The organism is Undibacterium sp. 14-3-2, from assembly GCF_016595265.1.
In the GTDB taxonomy this organism is placed as follows: domain Bacteria; phylum Pseudomonadota; class Gammaproteobacteria; order Burkholderiales; family Burkholderiaceae_D; genus Undibacterium; species Undibacterium aquatile.
The window spans coordinates 222846-244407 of the sequence record NZ_JAENGS010000004.1; the positions used below are offsets into that span (position 1 = coordinate 222846).

Consider the following 21562-nt stretch of genomic DNA (forward strand, 5'->3'; position numbering starts at 1 on the left):
TCTAAAGAAATAAAATAGCCCGAACATATCGGGCGGAACCTGGCACTTTGCGCTGGCAGTATAACCCTGTTTATCGGTCAGGCAAACCCGCAAGCACGAGTGTATGGTCTATTTCAGTCGCAGTTTTCCAGTGATTTTTATATTCAATGAAGTAAATCCTGGCTCGAAGCTGGGTTCCGTTGCTGCTGCGTCGGCTCTGGCCGCTTTAAGCATCATCGGTGCCTCTTCAAACTGACGCAATTCACTGCCGGCGTTATCGAAATCGAGAGACTCGATCACAATATCATCCGGCTTCTTACCCAGCGTCGATGCAATCATTTTTACTTTGTCAGAAAACTGGTGGTAACCAGCCTCAACTCGCGCGGCTTCAAATTTTTTAATCGCGGCATCAGATAAGCCAAAATTGACACCGTTCAGCGCTAACACTTTCTGCCCTGCTGCTGCCGTGGACGACAACTGCGCAATGTTCGTGGTTTTCACCTCCAGATACTGACCTGAACGCCACCCGATGATCTGGCGTTTGACAGGCTGCCCGGCCGCATTGACTGGGGTTTCAGCATAGATGGGGTAAGAATAATAAGACCGCGTCCGCAGCTCTGCCTGCGGATCTTCTTTCCTGATCAGATCAGTACCGGATTTCATTTTCTGATTCACCCTCGACGCTGCCGCGGTCTTGTCTTTGTCCTGCTCTTCGATATAAAAATTGAGCACCGCCTGATCATTGTCCGCCTTCACGTCCGCCGATCCTGAGACCGTAATGACGGTGCCAGTGAGCGTCTGCGCGACAACCGGCAATGCCAGCAAACAAGCAGCAGTAAAGCCAAGTAGTTTTTTCATGATCATTCTCCAGAAATGTTGGTATTGTTGATTCAGACAAGTCATCTTGATTCAAGTTGCAAAGATACCTCTTTTTCAATGATCACACCCATCTACGATTCAATTAATGACTTCGCTGGGAATCGAATTTCAGAGTTAAACCTGTGAATCAACCCATTTCAAGAAAAAAAATATACTCCCCCCAGTATATTTAAAACCCCTATATTTCATTAAGACATATACGCGAAAATGAAACATACTCCCCTTATTTTCAAAATTTACGGGTAAAACAAGGGATATTTGAAGGCAAAGAAATCGCCCGTTGGACGACTTTCACCTTTCGGGCTGCGCGCACCTTCCAGCACACGCTGGATGATGCCCGGCGATCTGAAGAATTAGTTCTTCGATTGATCAACCAGTTTGTTTTTAGCGATCCAAGCGCACTCGTAGTCGTAAAAAAAGTCGTCCACGTGGACGACTTTTAGCTTTCGAGCTGCGTGCGCTTGCAAGCGCACGCTGGATGATGCCCTGCGATCTCGGCAATTAGTTTTTGCTTTGATCAACCAGTTTGTTTTTAGCGATCCAAGCGCACTCGTAGGCGTAAAAAAAAGTCGTCCCAGTGGACGACTTTTAGCCTTCGAGCTGCGCGCGCCTGCCAGCGCACGCTGGATGATGCCCGGCGATCTGAAGAATTAGTTCTTCGATTGATCAACCAGTTTGTTTTTAGCGATCCAAGGCATCATCGCACGCAATTTTGCGCCGACTTCTTCGATCTGATGTTCTGCAGTCAAACGACGACGGGAAATCAAGGTAGGCGCGCCTGCTTTGTTTTCCAGAATGAAGCTCTTCGCGTATTCACCAGTCTGAATGTCTTTCAGACATTGGCGCATCGCATTTTTGGTGTCTTCCGTCACAACGCGTGGGCCTGTCACGTATTCGCCGTACTCGGCATTGTTAGAGATCGAGTAATTCATGTTAGCGATACCGCCTTCATAGATCAGATCAACGATCAGTTTCAATTCATGCAGACATTCGAAGTACGCCATTTCCGGTGCATAACCAGCTTCCACCAGAGTTTCGAAACCCGCTTTGATCAGTTCAACGGCACCACCGCACAACACAGCTTGTTCACCGAACAAATCTGTTTCTGTTTCTTCGCGGAAGTTAGTTTCGATGATACCGGCACGACCGCCGCCATTCGCCATCGCATACGACAAAGCGATATCACGGGCAGAACCAGATTTATCCTGATAGACAGCGATCAGATGCGGCACGCCGCCACCTTGAGAGTAAGTACCGCGCACGGTATGGCCTGGTGCTTTCGGGGCGATCATGATGACGTCCAGATCAGCACGAGGCACAACCTGACCGTAGTGCACATTGAAGCCGTGTGCAAACGCGAGTACCGCACCTTGCTTGGCGTAAGGTGCAACGTTTTCGTTGTAGACCTGAGCGATGTTTTCATCCGGCAGCAAAATCATGATGACGTCAGCAGCTTTCACCGCTTCGTTGACTTCCGCCACTTTGAGGCCAGCGCCTTCTGCTTTAGACCATGATGCGCCGCCTTTACGCAAAGCGACCGTCACGTTACAACCGGAGTCGTTCAGATTTTGCGCGTGTGCATGACCTTGTGAACCATAACCGATGATGGCAACGTTTTTACCTTTGATCAGGGACAGATCACAATCTTTATCGTAGAAAACTTTCATTTTTTATCCTATTTAATTTGAATGATTTTTATATGCCAGAGGCAGATGAATACTTGCTTATACTTTGAGGATGCGTTCGCCGCGTCCTATACCTGAGCCACCCGTTCTGACTGTCTCCAGAATTGACGCACGGTCGATGGAATCAATGAATGCATCCAATTTACCTTTGTTGCCCGTCAATTCTATGGTGTAGGTTTTTTCGGTCACGTCAATGATGCGGCCGCGGAAAATATCCGCTGTGCGCTTCATTTCTTCGCGCTCTTTGCCTACAGCTCTCACCTTGATCAGCATCAGCTCACGCTCAATATGCGCGCCTTCAGTCAGATCAACCACCTTCACCACCTCAATCAGACGATTCAAGTGTTTCGTGATCTGCTCGATGATGTCATCGGAACCGCTGGTGACGATGGTCATGCGGGACAAGGTCGGATCTTCGGTCGGCGCAACCGTCAGCGTTTCAATATTGTAGCCACGGGCAGAAAACAATCCGACCACGCGGGACAACGCACCGGCTTCATTTTCCAAAAGGATGGAGATAATGTGTCTCATATCACAGATCCTCCGAGCCAAGCAGCATTTCAGTCAAGCCCTGACCAGCCTTCACCATAGGCCAGACATTTTCGGTCTGATCAGTAATGAAGTTCATGAATACCAGTCTGTCTTTCATTGCGAACGCCTCACGTACTGCACCATCAACGTCTGCAGGATTTTCAATTTTCATGCCAACGTGACCATAAGCTTCCACCAGTTTGGTGAAGTCCGGCAGTGAATCCATATAGGACTCGGAATAGCGTGAGCCATAATCAATTTGCTGCCACTGTCTGACCATGCCGAGGAAGCGGTTGTTCAACAAAATGATCTTGGGTGTCAGGTGATATTGCTTACAGGTCGCCAATTCCTGAATACACATTTGTATCGAGGCTTCGCCGGTAATGCAGGCAACGGTCGCATCAGGATTTGCCATCTGCACGCCCATCGCGTATGGCAGGCCAACGCCCATCGTACCCAGACCACCGGAATTAATCCAGCGGCGCGGTTTATCGAAACGATAGTATTGCGCCGCCCACATCTGATGTTGTCCTACGTCGGAAGTCACAAAGGCATCGCCATTGGTTACTTCCCATACTTTTTCAACCACCGATTGCGGCTTGATGAGTTCAGACGAAGTGGCATATTTCAGGCATTCCTTGCCGCGCCACTCGTTGATCTGCTTCCACCATGCTGCCAGCGGCTTCGGATCAGGACGCGTCTCGACTGCGCTTAACTGCGACAACATCTCTTGCAATACGTCTTTGACATTACCAACAATAGGAATGTCCACTTTCACGCGCTTGGATATTGAGGAAGGGTCAATGTCTATATGAATAATCTTGCGCGTATTCGACGCAAAATGCTTAGGATTGCCAATCACGCGGTCATCGAAACGTGCACCGATCGCAATCAGCACATCACAGTGCTGCATCGCCATGTTGGCTTCGTACGTCCCATGCATACCGGGCATACCGACGAATTTTTCGTCGCTGGCACGATAAGCGCCAAGACCCATCAGCGTGTTTGTGCAAGGAAATCCCAGTTCATCCACCAGCTTGTTCAATTCAGCAGACGCATGCGCCAGAATAACGCCGCCACCGGTGTAGATCATCGGCCGCTCTGCCTGCAGCAATAGCTGAACCGCTTTACGAATCTGACCGGCGTGTCCTTTATCGACAGGCTTATAAGAACGCATCTCAACTTCACGCGGATAGCTGTAAGTGGTTTTGTGCATGCTGATATCTTTAGGGATATCAACCAGCACAGGACCAGGGCGTCCGGTTGTTGCGATGAAAAATGCTTTTTTGATCGTCTCTGCCAGATCCCGGACATCTTTGACCAGGAAATTATGTTTCACGCAAGGACGAGTAATGCCTACCGTGTCACACTCCTGAAAAGCATCCTGGCCAATAACGGCACTGGATACCTGACCCGAGATGATCACCATAGGAATAGAATCCATGTAAGCAGTTGCCAGACCGGTCACCGCATTGGTAACGCCAGGCCCGGATGTGACCAGAGCCACACCTACTTTATTGGAAGAACGGGAGTAAGCATCAGCAGCATGAATCGCAGCCTGTTCGTGACGAACGAGGATATGCTGAAACTTATCTTGTTTGTAGATTGCGTCGTAGATATAAAGTACTGCGCCGCCCGGATATCCGAAAACATGCTCAATACCTTCTTCGGCAAGACACTTGACCAGTATCTCTGCGCCTGTAAATTCTGAACTCATTATGTTGTCCTTTCAAGGTCCATAGGAAATTGATCGGATGTTCTTTCCTGGCGAAATCGACATGTAAATCCGGTGAGCTGATATTCCTTTTTGTACCGCGACATTTTCTTTTACACTCCCGTTGGGCGTGGTACCGGAAAATGCTTAAGGCACTCGTTCAATCAGTGTTAAGGCTTTACAACGACAAATTTCTCACGCTTGTGGCATGGGTTAGAACAAACAGCTTCATTAAAGCGCACTTGCGGGCAATAACATTGTGGGTTACTCCAGACAAGTATTTGATACCCCGAGATTTTGAGGTGGACTCATACGGTAATGCGTTGCAGCATTTTGGTCAAGCAGAATTATTCTTTTCTCTTTTTTTCAATGACTTATTTGATCCGCGAAAATTCGCCGCAAGACAAAACTTGGGACACGTAAGGCTATTTTTGCTAGGATATGCGCAATTTTAAAAGCAAGCAGCTTTTTAGCGGGTAGCGCCACTATTGACAAGTAAATGCACCATCACTATATGAATATCGCCAACAATGGCTACTGATAAAGAATTATCGAATTTCCTGGAAAATGTGGAAAGGCGTGCCTTCAAGCATGCTGTCTATACTGTCAGGAACGAGGAATCAGCGCTGGACATTGTCCAGGAAGCAATGATTAAACTCTCTGAAAAGTATGGCGACAAGCCGGCAAATGAATTGCCCATGCTGTTTCAGAGAATATTGCAAAATACCATTCTGGATTTTTTCCGGCGTGAGAAAGTGCGGAATACCTGGGTCAGCCTGTTTTCCAGCATTACGCCCGGCAATAATCAGGAAGATGATAACTTTGACTTGCTTGAAAGTTACGCTGCTGAAGAAGGAACTGAAGCAGCAGAATCGACTGCGGATAAGTTAGAACGCGAACAGGTTCTGAATATTATTGATGATGAAATAAAAAAGCTGCCTGCGCGTCAACGGGAAGCGTTCCTCATGCGTTACTGGGAAGACATGGATGTCGCAGAGACAGCCGCAGCAATGGGCTGCTCAGAAGGCAGCGTCAAAACGCATTGCTCTCGTGCAACCCACGCACTGGCCGCCAACCTCAAGGCTAAAGGAATACAGTTATGAACTACTCAAAAGAATCGCGGGATCTTGATTTTGCCTACAAGGTAAAACGTGCCCTGAACGAATCAGCAGAAAATATCCCGTCTCCGGCACTGGAGAGACTGGCGCAAGCACGCAAGCTTGCTCTTGCCCGCAAGAAGCAGGACGCTCCTGTCAGTGTATTGGCAATCAAAAACGTCTTCGCCGGGGTAAATGGTTTTGCGTCTCAAGGCATGGGCTCCTGGTTTGGCAAAGTGAGTTTATTGCTCCCTATGCTGGCGCTGGTTGCCGGATTATTTGGTATTTACGAGTATGAACAGCAACAAAACATCAGCGAATTAGCTGATATTGATGCAGCTGTCCTCGTTGATGAATTACCGCCCGCAGCTTATGTCGATACCGGCTTTACCGCTTATCTGAATAAAGCGGAGGAGTAAACGTGGCGTTTTCCAATTTACGTCATTACGTATTTTTCCTGCTTTTCAGCACCGGCCTGCCATTTGCGCTGGCGGGCGGTATTAATGCTGTGCCTGCTTCCAAACCAGCTGCCACACCTGCAATTGCCGCACCTGCCACACTGGTAAGGCCATTGTGGTCGGAGCTGAGTGCTATGCAAAAACAGGCATTGGCGCCACTGGCAGGAGAATGGGATAAGTTCCCTGAAGGCCGCAAGAAAAAATGGCTGGAAATAGTCACACGCTACGCAAAAATGAAGCCGGAAGAGCAAGTTCGCGTGCAAGAAAGAATGCGCGAATGGATTAAGCTCACACCGGAACAACGCATGGCAGCGCGTGAAAATTTCGCGAAAAGCTCGCTGGTGAAACCTGAGCAAAAATCAGCGCAGTGGCAGCAATATCAGCAACTCAGCGCCGAAGAAAAACAACGTCTCGCGCAGGAGCATGCAAAGAAAAAAAGCGTGACCAATTTATCGCCGGATCTGGTGAAAAATCCGCAAATACTGGCACCGATTAAGCTGGGTCCTAAGCCACCGGCAAAACCAGCATTAGCAACGCCGATCGCGCCAGTAACACCGGCGCCAGCATCGGCAGCGGCATTAGTGGCCGCACCTGCGCCAGCTTCCGGCAGTCTGCCTGCCGTCAGTGAACCTGCCGTCGCTCCGGCAGCGGGTTCTGCATCCCAAGCCGTATCGAAATAATCTGTGAACAGCGTTTTAGCCACACCCACTTTACGTCGCCGTTTAATTTGCATGGTCTATGAGGCCTTGCTCTTATTCGGCATCGTCTTTGTTGCCGGTTTTTTGTTTGATGTCATCACGCAAAGCAAGCACGCACTGACCTTGCGACATTTACGGCAGGTTTGGCTGTTTATCGTCATCGGTATTTATTTTGTGTTTTGCTGGACCCGTAGCGGACAAACGCTTGCGATGCAAACCTGGCGCATCCGCGTGGCAGATACCGACGGCAAAAAACTTCCGTTGGTGAAGGCGATCGTCCGCTATTGCCTTGCCTGGATGTGGTTTATTCCAGCAATGGCCATCAATTATCAGCTCGGACTTAAAGAGTGGCCGATGGTAATCGTTCTCGGTATCGGCATCACAGGCTGGGCGATGACATCACGTCTCGACGAACATGGTCAATTTTTACACGATAAGCTCGCTAAAACACGCTTATTTCACGTTTCTTCTGAGAACGAGAAAATTGCCACAATGTAGCGAGAGGTTTTGCTGTTGAACAGAACGATGTTATTCTAATGAAATAATTTTTCGAGAAGAATCACATGCAACACAAAGCTCCTCGCCGCACCCGGGAACGCATCCTCGAACTTTCCCTCCGCTTGTTTAATGAATTTGGTGAGCCAAACATCACAACAACGGTGATTGCCGAAGAAATGAATATTTCGCCCGGCAATCTGTATTACCATTTCCGCAATAAAGACGATATCGTCAACTCCATTTTTACCCAGTTTGAGGCGGAAATTAATAAAAAGCTCGCCTTTCCGCAGGGTAGAAAAGCAAATATCCAGGATATCTGGACCTATCTGCATCTGACTTTTGAACTGGTATGGCGCTATCGCTTTTTCTATCGCGATCTGAGTGATTTACTGTCTCGCAACCGTAAGCTGGAACTCAACTTCAAAGAAATCCTGTCGCATAAAATCAAAGTCGCCACCGATCTCTGTCACGACTTGCGTGCCGACGGTGAATTCGAAGCAACCGATATGGATATAGATGCACTCGCAACCAACATGGTGGTAGTCGCCACTTACTGGCTGTCGTATGAATATGTGCGTAATCCGCGTAAATATTCAGAGCTGCAAACCATGTCGGAATCACTGGCGCGCGGCTGCTATCAGGTCATCGTACTGATCAGCCCGTATTTACGCGGCGAAACCAAACAAGTGTTTGAAAAAATGTCGCAGAACTACCTGCAAAAAATGAATCATTCATGAAAGCAATCTGCGTTTATTGCGGCTCAGCGGCAGGAATCCTGCCCGCCTATGCCGCAGGTGCCAGACAACTGGCAGCAAATCTGGTCGAACAACAGTTGGGGCTGGTCTATGGCGGCGGCAACGTTGGCCTGATGGGTATCATTGCCGACGAAGTCATGCGACTTGGCGGAAACGTCACCGGCATTATCCCCAAAGCCCTGATGGATAAAGAAGTCGGTCATCGCGGCCTGAGCGAGCTGCATATCGTCAAAAATATGCATGAGCGCAAAGCTATGATGGCGGAATTATCCGATGGTTTTATCGCTATGCCAGGCGGCATAGGCACACTCGAAGAATTATTCGAGGTCATGACCTGGGCACAACTGGGTTTTCATGACAAACCGATAGGCTTACTGAATGTCGAAGGCTTTTACGACGGTCTGTTGCACTTTCTGAGAAATACCCTGCAACAAGGCTTCTTGCGCTCAGCGCATCTGGAACTACTCTACTCCAGTAGTAATCCGGCAGAGTTATTACAGCACTTCGCGACCTATCAACCTGTACACGTGCGTAAATGGGTAGATAAACCAGACCTGTAATCTGCCAGTACTCTTCCACAGACGCGTCGCTGGGAAGCGTCAGTGCCTGCGAATACTTTTCCATCCATATCTGGACGAATGCGGTTTTCCCGGAAATACAGAGTAAAATGCCGCTTCATCCGTTCTTTACGTGTTTATTTCAATACTATGAAATTCTCCAAGCAATTTTCTCTGTACGAATCCGAAGCAACTGGCTTTCTCAAAAGTTTAAAAACTGCGAATCCTAAGCTGGAGCAAAGCCAGCGTGACGGTCGCGCGCTGTTATGGGACAAAGCTCCAGTTGATCTGGAAACGCAAAAAAACAATCTGGAATCCCGCGTGCCTCAACAAGCTTACGTTTACCAAAACAAAGGCTGATCCTGTCAGAGCGCCCTGCTTGTGACTACTTCTGAACTTCCCTCGTCAGAGTTACCTCTGGTCGGTGCCGTTGATAGCACGCCCGATGTCGTTGACGGCATGGCGTTTGCGCGACTGTACGGTGAGCCACTGTTCAAGCTGCCGAATGATTTATACATTCCGCCAGATGCGCTGGAAGTTTTTCTGGAGGCATTCGAAGGGCCGCTGGATTTATTGCTGTATCTGATCCGCAAACAGAATTTCAATATTCTCGACATTCCGATGGCGCAAGTGACCTTGCAATATCTGAAGTATGTCGATCAGATTCGCGAACATAATCTGGAGCTTGCCGCAGAATATCTGCTGATGGCCGCCATGCTGATCGAGATTAAATCGCGCATGTTGCTGCCATCCACCAAAAGCAATGCCGAAGACGAGGCCGAAGATCCGCGCGCGGAGTTGGTACGACGCCTGCTCGAATATGAGCAAATGAAACTGGCTGCTTACGATTTAAATGCGATACCGCAATTAGGCCGTGATTTTTTGCATGCGCAGGTGTTCGTCGAGCAAAACACGGTACTGCACTGGCCGCACGTGGAAATCGCCGATATACAAGCCGCCTGGGCCGACATCATGAAGCGGGCAACACTGGTGGCGCATCACAAAATCAGCCGCGAAGAATTATCGGTACGCGAACACATGTCCGGTATTTTACGTAAGCTGCAATCGACTAAATTTGTCGAATTCTCCGAATTATTCGATCCTTCCCGCGGCGCGCCGGTACTGGTCGTGAATTTTGTCGCCTTGCTCGAACTGGCGAAAGAAACGCTGATAGAAATCACGCAGGCCGAAGCCTTCGCGCCCATCTACGTCAGACTCGCCTATTCGCCAGTCTGAGTATCATTGATAACCGAAACATCACACATTCATTATGAAAATCATTTCATCCATTGAAGAATTACGCGACCATCTGAGCGGTCAGTTACGCACAGCATTCGTGCCAACCATGGGCAATCTGCACGAAGGCCATTTGTCGCTGATGCGTCTCGCAAAAAAGCATGGTGACCCGGTGGTCGCCTCGATTTTTGTCAATCGCCTGCAATTCGGACCGAACGAAGATTTCGACAAATATCCGCGTACTTTCCAGGCTGACGTAGAAAAGCTGGAAAAAGAAGGCGTCTATATTTTGTTCGCGCCGACAGAAAAAGATCTGTATCCGGAGCCGCAGGAATTCCGCGTCCGTCCGCCAGACGATCTCGGCAATATTCTCGAAGGCGAATTCCGCCCCGGCTTTTTCACTGGCGTGACCACAGTGGTGTTGAAATTATTCTCTTGCGTACAACCACGCGTTGCCGTATTCGGTAAGAAAGATTATCAACAGCTGATGATCGTCAGAAATATGAGCAAGCAATTTGCCTTGCCGACCGAAATCATCGCCGCCGACACTTTCCGTGCCGAAGACGGCCTCGCCTTATCGTCACGCAATATGTATCTGTCTGCCGAAGAACGGGCCGAAGCACCGGCGCTGTATCAGGCATTGAATCAGGTTGCAGAAGAAGTCCGTGGCGGTCATCTGGATATGTTTGAACTCGAACGCAAAGCCATGGCCAGCCTCGCAAATCGTCACTGGAAACCGGATTACATTGCGATCCGCAAACGTGCCGACCTGCAACCGCCGTCTGCTGGCGATATCGCGCAGGGCGCGCCGCTGGTAGTGTTGGCAGCCGCGAAGCTCGGCAATACCCGTCTGATCGACAATCTGGAAATCTGATGACGTCGCTGCGCATGTTGGTTAGCTCCATCTGCATACTGCCCACACTGCTGGTCAGCGCCAGCGGTGTGGCAGCGGTCAGTGTCAAAGACGATGCGCAGCGTACGATTACACTCGACAAGCCAGCACAAAGAATTATCAGCCTGGCCCCGCATGCGACGGAATTATTATTTGCAGCTGGCGCGGCAAAAAGTATCGTTGCGGTCAGTGATTACAGCGATTTTCCCGCAGCTGCAAAGGCCTTGCCGTCGGTCGGCAATGTCTTTGCCTTAGATCTGGAAAAATTGCTGGCCTTAAAACCTGACCTCGTAGTGGTGTGGGGCACAGGTAGCGGCAAATTGCTGGTTAACAAATTACGCGACAATCACATCACCGTTTTTGAGAGTGAGCCGCGCGATTATGAGATGGTAGCCACCTCGCTTGAACGTCTGGCGATACTGGCTGGCACGCCAGCTGCAGGCAAAGCGGCCGCGGAGCAATTCCGTTTGCGGCTCGCCAACCTTCAGCAACAATATCAGAGCGCACGCGACAAACCCATCAGTGTCTTTTATCAAGTCAATCGCAAGCCGCTGATGACGCTGAATGATACACACATGGTCTCGGCAGCAATCCGCTTATGTGGCGGCAAAAACGTCTTTGGTGCACTGAAAGAAATCAGCCCCACCGTGTCTGTGGAAGCCTTGCTGGCAGCAAACCCGGATGCGATCATCACCGGTGGCAGCAACACCGATAGCCTGAATGAGTGGCGGCAGTTTTCTGTGCTGACTGCGGCAAAGAAAAATCATCTGTACGCGGTGAATGGCGATTGGCTGAACCGCGCCGGGCCACGGATACTCGATGGCACCGAAGCACTCTGCAAGCAAATTGCTGCGGCCAGAGAAAAGTAATCGGACGGACGCCCCCGAGTCATCACCACTCTCGGCCCACGATCAGCCCACGATCAGCCCACTGTCCGCCCCATTCAACGCAACAAATAGTTACCCATCAAGCATGATTCTGTCTTTACGAGGATAATTCATGCCTCAGCCGCTGTGCGGCTTTTTTCTGGATATGATTCATGCGTAAAGGCATCTTCCTGGCAGGCTCCGCTTACATCGTCTGGGGTCTGTTTCCACTGTATTTCAAAGCACTGCAAAGCGTTCCCTCCTTAGAAATACTGATCCATCGTATGTTATGGTCGCTGCTGTTTTTAGCGGGCGTGCTCGCCTGGCGTCATCAATGGTCATGGCTGAGCGCTGTCCGTCGCCAGCCGAAAGTGATTGCCGGTTTTACGTTCAGCGCCCTGCTCTTATCCAGCAACTGGTTTATCTACATCTGGGCCGTCAACGATGGTCATGTCGTCGATGCGAGTCTGGGTTATTTCATTACACCGCTGGTGAATATTCTGATCGGCTCGGCGGTGTTGCGGGAAAGGCTGCGTCCGGGTCAATGGCTGGCCGTCGCCTTTGCTGCGCTTGGTGTCGCCTGGCTGACCTGGCAAACCGGCCATCTGCCCTGGGTGGCCTTAGCGCTGGCCATCACCTTCGGCACTTATGGTCTGTTGCGTAAAACGTCGTCACTGGGCGCGCTGGAAGGCTTGTCGCTGGAAACGATACTGCTGTTTCCGTTCGCTTTCGCTTATCTGGCGTGGCTGACTTTGCATGGGCAAAATGCGTTTCTTGTACAAGACAGCCACATGCAGATATTGCTCGCGCTCAGCGGCCCGATCACGGCGATACCGCTGTTACTGTTTGCCGCCGGTGCGCGCCGGATTCCGATGACGACACTCGGCTTACTGCAATACATCGCGCCCAGCGTGCAACTTTTACTCGGCATCTGGGTGTTTCACGAAGCGTTTGATCAGCATAAATTGCTCGGCTTTATCGCGATCTGGGCGGCGCTGCTGGTGTATTCGCTGGAAGGCATGTGGATCAGCTTCGCAGCTAAAAAACAGGGAGTATGAGCCTGTTTGCACCAAATCTCAGCGTATTTGCTGGGGGTTTTAAGATACTCCCCCCAGTATATTTGAGGCAAAAAAGCACACCTGGTGTGCTTTTTTTTATTGAGCTAAACGATTCATGTTAAAGTGGCGCCTTCGCTAGGGGTCCTGGAAATGTTTTTCCGGGTGAGAGAGTCCCTTATACCTGATCTGGATAATGCCAGCGAAGGGAAGCGCAAAGTTCATGCCTCTGCCACGTCCTTTTGTGTACTCCCGCGCTGTACTTCACCGCAACCGAGAGTACAACATGAAAAACCCATCTGCACATCTTCTTCATCCACGCCGTTTATCGTTGATCGCCATTGCTGTCGCACAGGCATTTGCATGGAACGCGGCGCGCGCGCAATCCGTTGAAAAAGATTTACCTGAAGTCATCGTCAGCGGCAACCGGCTCAGCGATGCCAAAGCCGAACGCACCAAAGCCGCCGGTTTTCTGGATACCTCACTGATCGAGACACCGTTTTCGGTCACCGCATGGACAACGCTGCAAATGCAGGATTTGCGTATACGCCAGACCACCGATGCGATGAAATTCGATGCCAGCGTGAATGACGCCTATAACGCGATCGGCTATGCCGAGCAATTCTCGATTCGCGGTTTTGCGCTGGATAATTCCAGCAGCTATCGCAAAGATGGTTTTGCGATTCCGGGTGATGCCTCGATTCCGCTGGAAAATAAAGAACGCGTTGAAATCCTCAAAGGTATTTCAGGTTTCCAATCTGGTTTCGCGACACCGGGCGGCATACTGAATTATGTGACCAAGCGCCCGACTGCTTCCGCGCTGCGCAGCATCACCACTGAAATTTCAGAACGCGGCACGCTGTATGGCAGTGCCGATCTGGGCGGCATGAGCGCCGACCACCAATTCGGTTATCGCATCAATGCCGCAGGCGAACGCCTGCGCTCGTATGTCAAAGGGGCGAATGGTGAGCGCCAGTTTATTTCCGGCGCATTCGACTGGCATTTGTCGTCGCAGGCTTTGTTGCAACTCGATCTCGATTACCAGCACAAATCGCAGCTCTCGGTGCCGGGCTTCCAGCTCACGAATGGCACCGATCTGCCACGTAACATCAGCGCCGATATGATGCTGAATCAACAGCCTTGGGCGAAACCGGTCGATACCCGCAACACCAATGTGGGCGTGCGTTTTGAATACAAAATCAACGCTGACTGGAACGCCAGCTTTGCCGCGAATCAGCATGAATTCAAACGCGACGATTACACTGCGTTTCCGTATGGCTGCAGTTCTGCCAATCTGGCCCCGGGCTATTGCGCAAATGGCGATTACGACGTGTATGACTATCGCAGCCTGAATGAGTCGAAATCGATGACCGGCACCCAGGCGCTGCTCAGCGGTAAATTTAACACCTTCGTATTTGCCCATACGTTTGCAGCAGGCTTATCCACTTCCCGCCGCAAAGATTATTTTGGCGATTACATTTACGATTACGCTGGTACCAGCAATCTGTATAACCCGGTTGCCGTCGCACCATCGCCAAATCAGCCGGGTGCGGCCAGCTTACGTCGCACCGATAAAGAATGGTCGGTATTTGCGCAAGACATCATCAGCCTCAGCGAGGCCTGGAAACTGCATGTCGGCGTGCGCCATCTGCATATAGAGCGCACCCAGCTCAATAATCCCGGCTATGACCGCAATGCCTGGGTGTCGAATGCAGCACTGCTCTATCAACCTGTGCAATCCATGTCTTTGTACGGCTCGTTTGCGCAAGGGCTGGAACATGGCGGCATCGCCCCTTTCGGCACCAGCAATCAGAATGTCATGCTGAATCCGGCACGCTCGAAACAACTGGAGTTCGGTATCAAGAGCGATCTGAGCCGTGATCTGAGCCTGACCGCGGCCGTCTTCCGCATTCAGAAACCACTCGAATACACGAACAGCGCCAACGTTTATGTACAGAATGGCGAAGCACAACATACCGGGCTGGAACTGTCAGCGCAGGGCAAGCTGAGTTCGCAACTGTATCTTGGTGCCAGCATCACCGCACTCGAAGCGAAACAGCAAGACACGGGAAATGCCGCGCTCGATGGCAAACGCGTGTTAAACGTACCTAAGCTGAAATCCAGCATCTATGCCGACTACGCCGTTGCACAAGTCAAAGGACTGAATCTGAATGCGAGCTGGCAGTATTCCGGCAATAAAGCCTATTCGCCAGATAACGCGGTGATTGTGCCCGGCTATCAGGTCGTGAATCTGGGCGCACGTTATGTGACCAACATCGCCGGCACCGCGACGACCTTGCGCTTTAATATCGACAATGCATTCGATAAATTCTACTGGCGCGATGTCACGCAATCCCTCGGTGGCTACTTGCTGCCTGGCGCCTCAAGGATTTACAAACTGTCTGCACAGTTTGATTTCTGATGTCACGGCAAGCTGATCTGCGCTGAAACGGCGCCTTCATCTCAATAAAAAACGACGATACGCCACGGCGATCGTCGTTTTTTTATTGCTGGATTGATTACCAGTTTGATAGTCAGTCTGACTACTATTTGATGGCAGCAGGTCAATTTAACGAAAAATATACTGGGGGGAGTATTTTCTAACCCCCAATAAATTCAACGAGATTTAAGCAAAAATTCAACATACTCCCTACTTTTACCAAAAAACACGAACCCGGAACACGTTTTACAAATCCAAAGCAGAGCAGAATGCTGAAGAGCGAGAGGTATCAATCAAAAAACAAACGTGTTTCAACACACCATGCCAGCAGATCAAGCAAAAGATCGGAATTAACTGGATTTTGTTGTTATTGCCGCAATATTGATATAAATCAACGTTTCTATATTAACATAGTGTTTTATATAGAATTGATCGCTTTGATTGCCTAAATCGGTTTCGATAAAGTTACCCGATCTTTATCTGCCAGCGTCCGGCCGGGCTGAATTAATCTGAATCAGCCAGTGACCGCAAACCGTGAACGATGAGGTGTTTTTTACCCCTGCCTCATATCACAAAAAATATGCCGCATTTGTATAACCCCCCTTAAGAAAAAAATTTTCTTTAACAAGACAGGAAGAGACATGAAACTCAGCTTTCGCAGCAAACTTTATTTACCACTCATCATCAGTTGGCTTTGCCTGCTCGGTATCAGCACGGTGAATGTATTGCAAAATAAAGCACAACGCTTTGAAGAGCGACAGATTGCATTGCGCTTTGCGACGGACGTCGGTATGTCAACAGTGAAAGAGTACGCGGCGCTGGTCAGTTCTGGCGCGATGCCGCTGGAAGAAGCCCAGAAACAAGCGCTGGCGCGCCTCAAGGCCATGCGCTACGGCAAGGATGGCTACTATACCGTGATCAACTCTCACCCGACTGTGGTGATGCATCCGATCAAAGCCGAACTCATCGGCAAAGATGTCAGTGACTTCAAAGACCCGGGCGGCCAGTTTTTCTATCGCAATGTCGCAACCATTGCCAAAGGTGCAGGTGAAGGCTGGATAGAGTATGTCTGGACCAAACCGGGCAATGCGGATCCTAAACAGGTATTTCCCAAGGGCGCTTATCTTTTGACATACAAGCCGTGGGACTGGACCTTCATCACCGGCTTATACCTCGACGACCTGACGGATGCCTTCATCAAAGATCTGTGGAATGCCATCTTTTTGCTGGCAGGTATCGGCATCGTATTGAGCGCGATCATCGTGATCGTGGCACGCAATATTGAGCGCGCTATCGGCGGCGAACCGGAATATGCGGCCGACATCGCTAAAGGCATTGCCGCCGGCGATCTGACGATTGATGTCCACACCCGTGAAAATGATCAGGACAGCCTGCTGTTCGCGATGAAGAGCATGCGCCAGAGTCTCGCCAAAGTGGTTGGCGAAGTGCGTCAGAGCACCGATATGATCGCAACCGCCTCCAGCGAAATTGCCTCAGGCAATCTGGATTTATCTGCGCGCACCGAAGAACAGGCTGGCTCACTCGAAGAAACAGCAGCTTCCATGGAAGAGCTGACATCGACCGTCAAACAAAATGCGGAAAATGCTCGCCAGGCTAATCAGTTGGTATTGTCCACCGCCGATGTGGCTGCCAAGGGTTCCGTGGCGGGCACAACGGTCGTCAACACCATGGAAGCCATTAACAGCTCCTCGAAGAAAATTGTCGACATCATCAGTGTGATTGATGGCATCGCTTTTCAGACCAATATTCTCGCTCTGAATGCGGCAGTGGAAGCAGCGCGCGCCGGTGAACAGGGACGCGGATTTGCAGTAGTCGCGTCAGAAGTCCGCAATCTGGCACAACGCTCAGCCGCAGCAGCGAAAGAAATCAAAACACTGATTGATGATTCGGTTGAAAAGGTAGGGCTGGGTTCGCAACAAGTAGGTGAAGCGGGCCTCGCGTTGCAGGAAATTGTCACCGGCGTCAATCGCATCACCGATGTCATGAGCGAAATCACAGCGGCCAGCCATGAACAGCAATCTGGCATAGAACAAGTGAACCAGGCCATCATCCAGATGGATCAGGTCACGCAACAAAATGCAGCGTTGGTAGAACAAGCCGCTGCGGCTTCGGCCGCGATGCAAGACCAGGCCAGAAATCTGGCGAACGTGGTCAGCATGTTCAAGCTGGATGCGTCACAAACAACGATCAGCGCGTCATCGTCGCACACCACACGTGCGACACATACGACACCATTAAAAGCATCGCCACGGATCGCCAGCCAGCGTCAGGCGCAGCCGTTGAAAAAAATTGCGAGTACAACGAAACGTGCGAGCACAACAAAACCAGCGACAACAAAAGAAAGCTCAGACTGGGAAGAATTTTAAACGTATCAGCACGAACTCCTGTGACGAAGGAGCTGGTGCAGGTTCATAAAAAAAGCTCATAAAAAAGGCTCGCAACATGCGAGCCTTTTTTTCAATGTGCATTCTCTGACTTCAGACATTTGCCCGCACCAGAAAATCCATGCCAACCTCACGCCAGCATTCGGTTTCTTTTTGCAACCAGTAAGCCACCGTCGGATGCAGGGAAACCCAGTCGCGGCGCATGTCGAGTTCGATATTCTTTTTCATTTTGAGACGAATATCTTCATAGTCAATTTCTGCCCGTGAATGCATCAGCATCACGGCCAGACGCAATGCCAGCACCGCTTTGGCAAAATCCATTTCAGTCAGACCTTCACTGATTTTGCGCAAATTACCTTTCTGACTGAGGATCAGCTTACTCATGATCCTTTGCTCGCTGGTGGTGAATCCCGCCATGTCGGCATTTTCTATCATGTAGGCGCCATGCTTATGGTAACCAGTGTGAGAAACGACCATGCCTACTTCATGCAACATCGCGCTCCAGTACAACAAGCGCAAATAGGTATCAGATGCCGGTTTGAGTTGCTGATAAATCGATTTCACCATATCTGCAACGCGATTTGCACGAGACATATCGATATGGAAAAGCTGGGTGATTTTCTGCACCGACACTTCGCGCCGGTCGCGTTTGGTCGCACGTAAATACAAGTCCCACATGACGCCCATACGCAAGCCTGCTTCAACCGGCAACAACACTTCGATGTTAAATTCCAGCATCAGCCCGATCAAAATCGCCAGCCCACCGATCACCATGGCAACACGCTCGGGTTTAATGCCAGTCAATTCAAGTTCGCTGAGTTGTCCGCAGCGGATGCAGTATTGTTTCAGTGCATTCAGACTTTTTAAAGTCAGTTTACCATCGCCCAAACCATTGTTGACGATCGCATCGGCAATCGCCCGCATCGTGCCAGATGAGCCGTAAGCCTTGCGCCAGTGTTGTGGCTGATAAGGTGGCGCGGCATCTTCAAACATCGATCTCGCGGAAAGAATAGCCGCTTCAAAAGCCGCTTCCGTCAGACGCCCATCTGGAAAAAAACTGGCGCTATGCTTGACGGTGCCTATGCTGAACGATTCAACCTTGATGATCTCGTGCCCACGTCCGAGTATCACTTCCGTCGAGCCACCGCCGATGTCCATCACCAGACGGCGCTCATCGGGCACAGGAATCGCGTTCGATACGCCCATATAAATCAGGCGGCCCTCTTCTTCACCGGAAATCACATCAATCGGATGACCAATCGCCGCTTCGGCTCGCGGCAGAATGGCTGCAGAATTTTTAGCGATACGTATCGTATTCGTCGCAACAACACGGACACTGTCAATCGGATAGGCATTCAGAATTTCACGGAAGCGCGCCAGGCAATCAACCGCATTTTGTATCGCCTGCGGCGTCAGATTACCATCCGCATCGAGCCCGGCCGCCAGCCGGATAGGCTCACGCGCACTTTTAACGACACGAATCGCATCACCTTCATGACGGGCGATGTGCAAACGAAAACTGTTGGAACCAAGGTCAACGGCAGCCAGCATGTTTTCTATCCTTTACTATCAATACCATGAGAGAGATACAGCACGTCAGAGTGAAAATGATATTAATCATTTTTTATGACCTGCAAGTGACGCCAGATTTACGGTGTGACAAAAAAACGTCGCTGCATAGCATCCAGCCCCGTCGTCTTCAGTACTTCCGCCAGCCGCTCTGCCGGACGTTTCGCAGGCAGGCCTTTGTATTCAGCAATGATCAATTCGTTTTTCATCGAATGCTCCCATCCTACCAGCTCAGTGACGCGAACCTGATAGCCATGCGCCTCTAACTGCAGACAACGCAACACATTGGTAATCTGACTGCCAAACTCGCGCGTATGTATGGGATGGCGCCACATTTCAGATAAAGGATTATTGCGCACAGCATCGCTTTTATTTTTGCGCAATTCAGCGGCAACTTCTGCCTGGCAGCAAGGTACCAACACCATAAATTTAGCCTTCTTTTTCAAGGCGAACTGTATCGCATCATCCGTCGCCGTATCACATGCATGCAAAGCGGTGACGATATCAATCTGGTCTGGCAACTGATCTGAGGTAATCGAATCGGCGACGGATAAAGTCAGGAAAGACATACCGGGAAAATCGAGACGCCGGGCAAGTTCTGTCGATCGCTGCACCAGTTCATCACGGGTTTCAATCCCATAGATATGGGCTTTGCTTTGCGACTGGCCGACTTTAAAGAAGAGGTCATACAAAATAAAGCCGAGATAGGACTTCCCTGCCCCATGATCGACCAGACTGATATCGGCATGGTCTTTTTGCAGAGTTTCCAGCAAAGGCTCGATGAATTGATATAAGTGATAGACCTGCTTGAGCTTGCGGCGGCTATCCTGATTCAGTTTGCCATCGCGGGTGAGAATATGCAGCTCTTTGAGTAACTCCAGCGACTGACCGGGGCGGATTTCATGCTTTTCATTGTGATCTGCCGCATCCTGCCCGCTCTGCCCGTCTGACTTGTTTTGTTTGTTTTTTTTGACTACAGGCTTTTTCATGATGGACTATCCGCTAAGCTAATCAGGAATGATAATTCCAATTCACAGGCGATGGGAGAACAATACAAAAGTTTGCATTGTGCCGGTCTCGGCTTCTCTCGTCATGATTGGAAAAACAAAAAAGGACTCAGGCATACACCTGAGTCCTTTTGTTTTGGTAGGCCGTGCGGGATTCGAACCTGCGACCAACGGATTAAAAGTCCGCTGCTCTACCAGCTGAGCTAACGACCCAAAACTTGCTAAAAAAATTAAAGACTTACATGACATAAGTCTTTTTTGTATTCGTGGTAGGCCGTGCGGGATTCGAACCTGCGACCAACGGATTAAAAGTCCGCTGCTCTACCAGCTGAGCTAACGACCCGAAAGACCGAAATTATATGGTGTTTTCAGGTCGCTGTCAATGGCATGGATAGGATTAAATCCTTGCCAGACTTACTTCGCCGATGTCATACGATTCTTCGCAGCATGCGCGGCTTCGCTTTCCGGATATTGCGCAATCAGGCTCTCCAGCGTCTTCTTAGCCGCGTTTTTATCTTTCATCTCAGTCTGGCATCCAGCAATATTTAACAATGCATCAGGCGCCTTGGGGTGATCCGGATACACTTTCACCAGTTGTTGCATAGCCACAATCGTGTTCTTACAATCACGCTGTGCATAGTATGAATTGCCCATCCAGTACTGAGCCGAACCAGCAAAGGCTGACTGTGGATACGCCACTAGAAAACTGCTGAACGATGTCACTGAATTTTTATAATCACCAGCCTTAAATAAACTGAGCGCATTGTCGTAAGCGCGCTGTTCATTTGGCTCTACCGTTGCCTCTTTGCCGTCGACCGTCAGGCGCTTAGGCTCAATCTTACGCAGGCGATTATCCAGATCGACATAAAAATCCTGCTGACGACGCTGGGTATTGGCTATGTCATTCGCCAACACTTCCACCTGTCCGCGCAACTTAGCGATCTCAGCACGCAGTTGTTCATTTTCATTAGCCAGATCCAGCGCTGTACCTTTGTCCGCTTTGGTATCGAGTTTATTATCCAGACGAAGATTTACTGCATCTACTTTAGAGCGTAAATCCAGAATCGCTTTACGCGCTTCATCGTCATCAAAAATTCCTGCCGATGCCAATGACGGGATCAGGGCAGTGGAAAAAGCCGCTGACAGAGCAGCCATGGCAAAAGAACGACGAATAGAGGTCAATTTCATAGCAATCAAAAATAGAATGAAAGACGCCGGATATCCTGAATGAGGAATCCGGC

20 protein-coding genes, 2 tRNA genes and 1 riboswitch are annotated in these 21562 nt (G+C 50.0%); of the genes, 13 read left to right on the forward strand and 9 right to left on the reverse strand.

Annotation, left to right across the window (positions count from 1 at the left end; genetic code table 11):
* Nucleotides 1-108: 108 nt before the first annotated feature.
* The 4 genes from Undi14_RS11040 to Undi14_RS11055 all read right to left on the reverse strand — a co-directional run bounded on the left by Undi14_RS11040 (nucleotide 109) and on the right by Undi14_RS11055 (nucleotide 4791).
* On the reverse strand, nucleotides 109-837 hold the full coding sequence (locus tag Undi14_RS11040; protein WP_234030537.1) for an SIMPL domain-containing protein: 729 nt from the start codon (nucleotides 835-837) through the stop codon (nucleotides 109-111).
* A 671-nt stretch (nucleotides 838-1508) separates the two neighbouring features.
* Nucleotides 1509-2525, reverse strand: coding sequence for a ketol-acid reductoisomerase (gene ilvC / locus Undi14_RS11045; RefSeq protein ID WP_186897929.1), 1017 nt, complete (start codon nucleotides 2523-2525; stop codon nucleotides 1509-1511).
* Between the two features lie 57 nt (nucleotides 2526-2582).
* Nucleotides 2583-3074 carry an acetolactate synthase small subunit gene (gene ilvN / locus Undi14_RS11050; protein ID WP_186885109.1) on the reverse strand — a complete coding sequence of 164 codons (492 nt, stop codon included), beginning with the start codon at nucleotides 3072-3074 and terminating at the stop codon, nucleotides 2583-2585.
* Between the two features lies 1 nt (nucleotide 3075).
* Nucleotides 3076-4791 (reverse strand): acetolactate synthase 3 catalytic subunit, encoded by a 1716-nt coding sequence (locus tag Undi14_RS11055; RefSeq protein WP_186885108.1) that lies wholly within the window; start codon nucleotides 4789-4791, stop codon nucleotides 3076-3078.
* Nucleotides 4792-5318: 527 nt separating this feature from the next.
* On the opposite strand from Undi14_RS11055, the gene Undi14_RS11060 reads away from it, so the two are divergent.
* The 13 genes from Undi14_RS11060 to Undi14_RS11120 all read left to right on the forward strand — a co-directional run bounded on the left by Undi14_RS11060 (nucleotide 5319) and on the right by Undi14_RS11120 (nucleotide 17727).
* Nucleotides 5319-5891, forward strand: coding sequence for an RNA polymerase sigma factor (locus Undi14_RS11060; protein ID WP_186885107.1), 573 nt, complete (start codon nucleotides 5319-5321; stop codon nucleotides 5889-5891).
* A complete protein-coding gene (locus Undi14_RS11065) occupies nucleotides 5888-6304 on the forward strand; it encodes a DUF3619 family protein (RefSeq protein ID WP_200180185.1) in 417 nt (138 codons plus the stop codon). The genes Undi14_RS11060 and Undi14_RS11065 overlap by 4 nt, the downstream gene beginning before the upstream one ends.
* Before the next feature lie 2 nt (nucleotides 6305-6306).
* A complete protein-coding gene (locus tag Undi14_RS11070; protein ID WP_200180187.1) occupies nucleotides 6307-7023 on the forward strand; it encodes a DUF3106 domain-containing protein in 717 nt (238 codons plus the stop codon).
* Nucleotides 7024-7026: 3 nt separating this feature from the next.
* Nucleotides 7027-7539: an RDD family protein gene (locus Undi14_RS11075; protein WP_370589941.1), complete on the forward strand. Its 513-nt coding sequence runs from the start codon at nucleotides 7027-7029 to the stop codon at nucleotides 7537-7539.
* A gap of 65 nt (nucleotides 7540-7604) precedes the next feature.
* Nucleotides 7605-8276 carry a TetR/AcrR family transcriptional regulator gene (locus Undi14_RS11080; RefSeq protein WP_186885105.1) on the forward strand — a complete coding sequence of 224 codons (672 nt, stop codon included), beginning with the start codon at nucleotides 7605-7607 and terminating at the stop codon, nucleotides 8274-8276.
* Nucleotides 8273-8854 carry a TIGR00730 family Rossman fold protein gene (locus tag Undi14_RS11085; RefSeq protein ID WP_200180189.1) on the forward strand — a complete coding sequence of 194 codons (582 nt, stop codon included), beginning with the start codon at nucleotides 8273-8275 and terminating at the stop codon, nucleotides 8852-8854. Before Undi14_RS11080 ends, Undi14_RS11085 begins: the two co-directional genes overlap by 4 nt.
* A gap of 147 nt (nucleotides 8855-9001) precedes the next feature.
* Nucleotides 9002-9211, forward strand: coding sequence for a DUF3460 family protein (locus Undi14_RS11090; RefSeq protein ID WP_186897924.1), 210 nt, complete (start codon nucleotides 9002-9004; stop codon nucleotides 9209-9211).
* A gap of 99 nt (nucleotides 9212-9310) precedes the next feature.
* Entirely contained in the window at nucleotides 9311-10087 is a 777-nt protein-coding gene (locus Undi14_RS11095) for a ScpA family protein (protein WP_186885287.1), read from the forward strand.
* A 34-nt stretch (nucleotides 10088-10121) separates the two neighbouring features.
* Nucleotides 10122-10961: a pantoate--beta-alanine ligase gene (panC, locus tag Undi14_RS11100; RefSeq protein WP_186897923.1), complete on the forward strand. Its 840-nt coding sequence runs from the start codon at nucleotides 10122-10124 to the stop codon at nucleotides 10959-10961.
* Nucleotides 10961-11848 carry a cobalamin-binding protein gene (locus Undi14_RS11105; RefSeq protein ID WP_234030538.1) on the forward strand — a complete coding sequence of 296 codons (888 nt, stop codon included), beginning with the start codon at nucleotides 10961-10963 and terminating at the stop codon, nucleotides 11846-11848. The genes panC and Undi14_RS11105 overlap by 1 nt, the downstream gene beginning before the upstream one ends.
* Before the next feature lie 170 nt (nucleotides 11849-12018).
* Nucleotides 12019-12903: an EamA family transporter RarD gene (rarD, locus tag Undi14_RS11110; protein ID WP_200180191.1), complete on the forward strand. Its 885-nt coding sequence runs from the start codon at nucleotides 12019-12021 to the stop codon at nucleotides 12901-12903.
* A 127-nt stretch (nucleotides 12904-13030) separates the two neighbouring features.
* Nucleotides 13031-13128, forward strand: a riboswitch (TPP riboswitch).
* A 58-nt stretch (nucleotides 13129-13186) separates the two neighbouring features.
* Complete coding sequence (locus tag Undi14_RS11115; protein WP_200180193.1) at nucleotides 13187-15322, forward strand: TonB-dependent siderophore receptor; 2136 nt, start codon at nucleotides 13187-13189, stop codon at nucleotides 15320-15322.
* A gap of 659 nt (nucleotides 15323-15981) precedes the next feature.
* Nucleotides 15982-17727 carry a methyl-accepting chemotaxis protein gene (locus tag Undi14_RS11120; protein ID WP_200180201.1) on the forward strand — a complete coding sequence of 582 codons (1746 nt, stop codon included), beginning with the start codon at nucleotides 15982-15984 and terminating at the stop codon, nucleotides 17725-17727.
* A gap of 111 nt (nucleotides 17728-17838) precedes the next feature.
* Here the strand turns inward: Undi14_RS11120 and Undi14_RS11125 are convergent, their stop codons facing one another.
* The 5 genes from Undi14_RS11125 to ybgF all read right to left on the reverse strand — a co-directional run bounded on the left by Undi14_RS11125 (nucleotide 17839) and on the right by ybgF (nucleotide 21509).
* Nucleotides 17839-19296, reverse strand: coding sequence for a Ppx/GppA phosphatase family protein (locus Undi14_RS11125; protein WP_200180203.1), 1458 nt, complete (start codon nucleotides 19294-19296; stop codon nucleotides 17839-17841).
* 98 nt (nucleotides 19297-19394) lie between these two features.
* Entirely contained in the window at nucleotides 19395-20303 is a 909-nt protein-coding gene (locus Undi14_RS11130) for an SAM-dependent methyltransferase (RefSeq protein ID WP_200180205.1), read from the reverse strand.
* Nucleotides 20304-20458: 155 nt separating this feature from the next.
* Nucleotides 20459-20534 (reverse strand) — tRNA-Lys (locus Undi14_RS11135).
* Nucleotides 20535-20588: 54 nt separating this feature from the next.
* Nucleotides 20589-20664: transfer RNA gene (locus Undi14_RS11140), tRNA-Lys, on the reverse strand.
* Between the two features lie 71 nt (nucleotides 20665-20735).
* On the reverse strand, nucleotides 20736-21509 hold the full coding sequence (gene ybgF, locus Undi14_RS11145) for a tol-pal system protein YbgF (RefSeq protein ID WP_186885096.1): 774 nt from the start codon (nucleotides 21507-21509) through the stop codon (nucleotides 20736-20738).
* Between the last annotated feature and the right edge of the window lie 53 nt (nucleotides 21510-21562).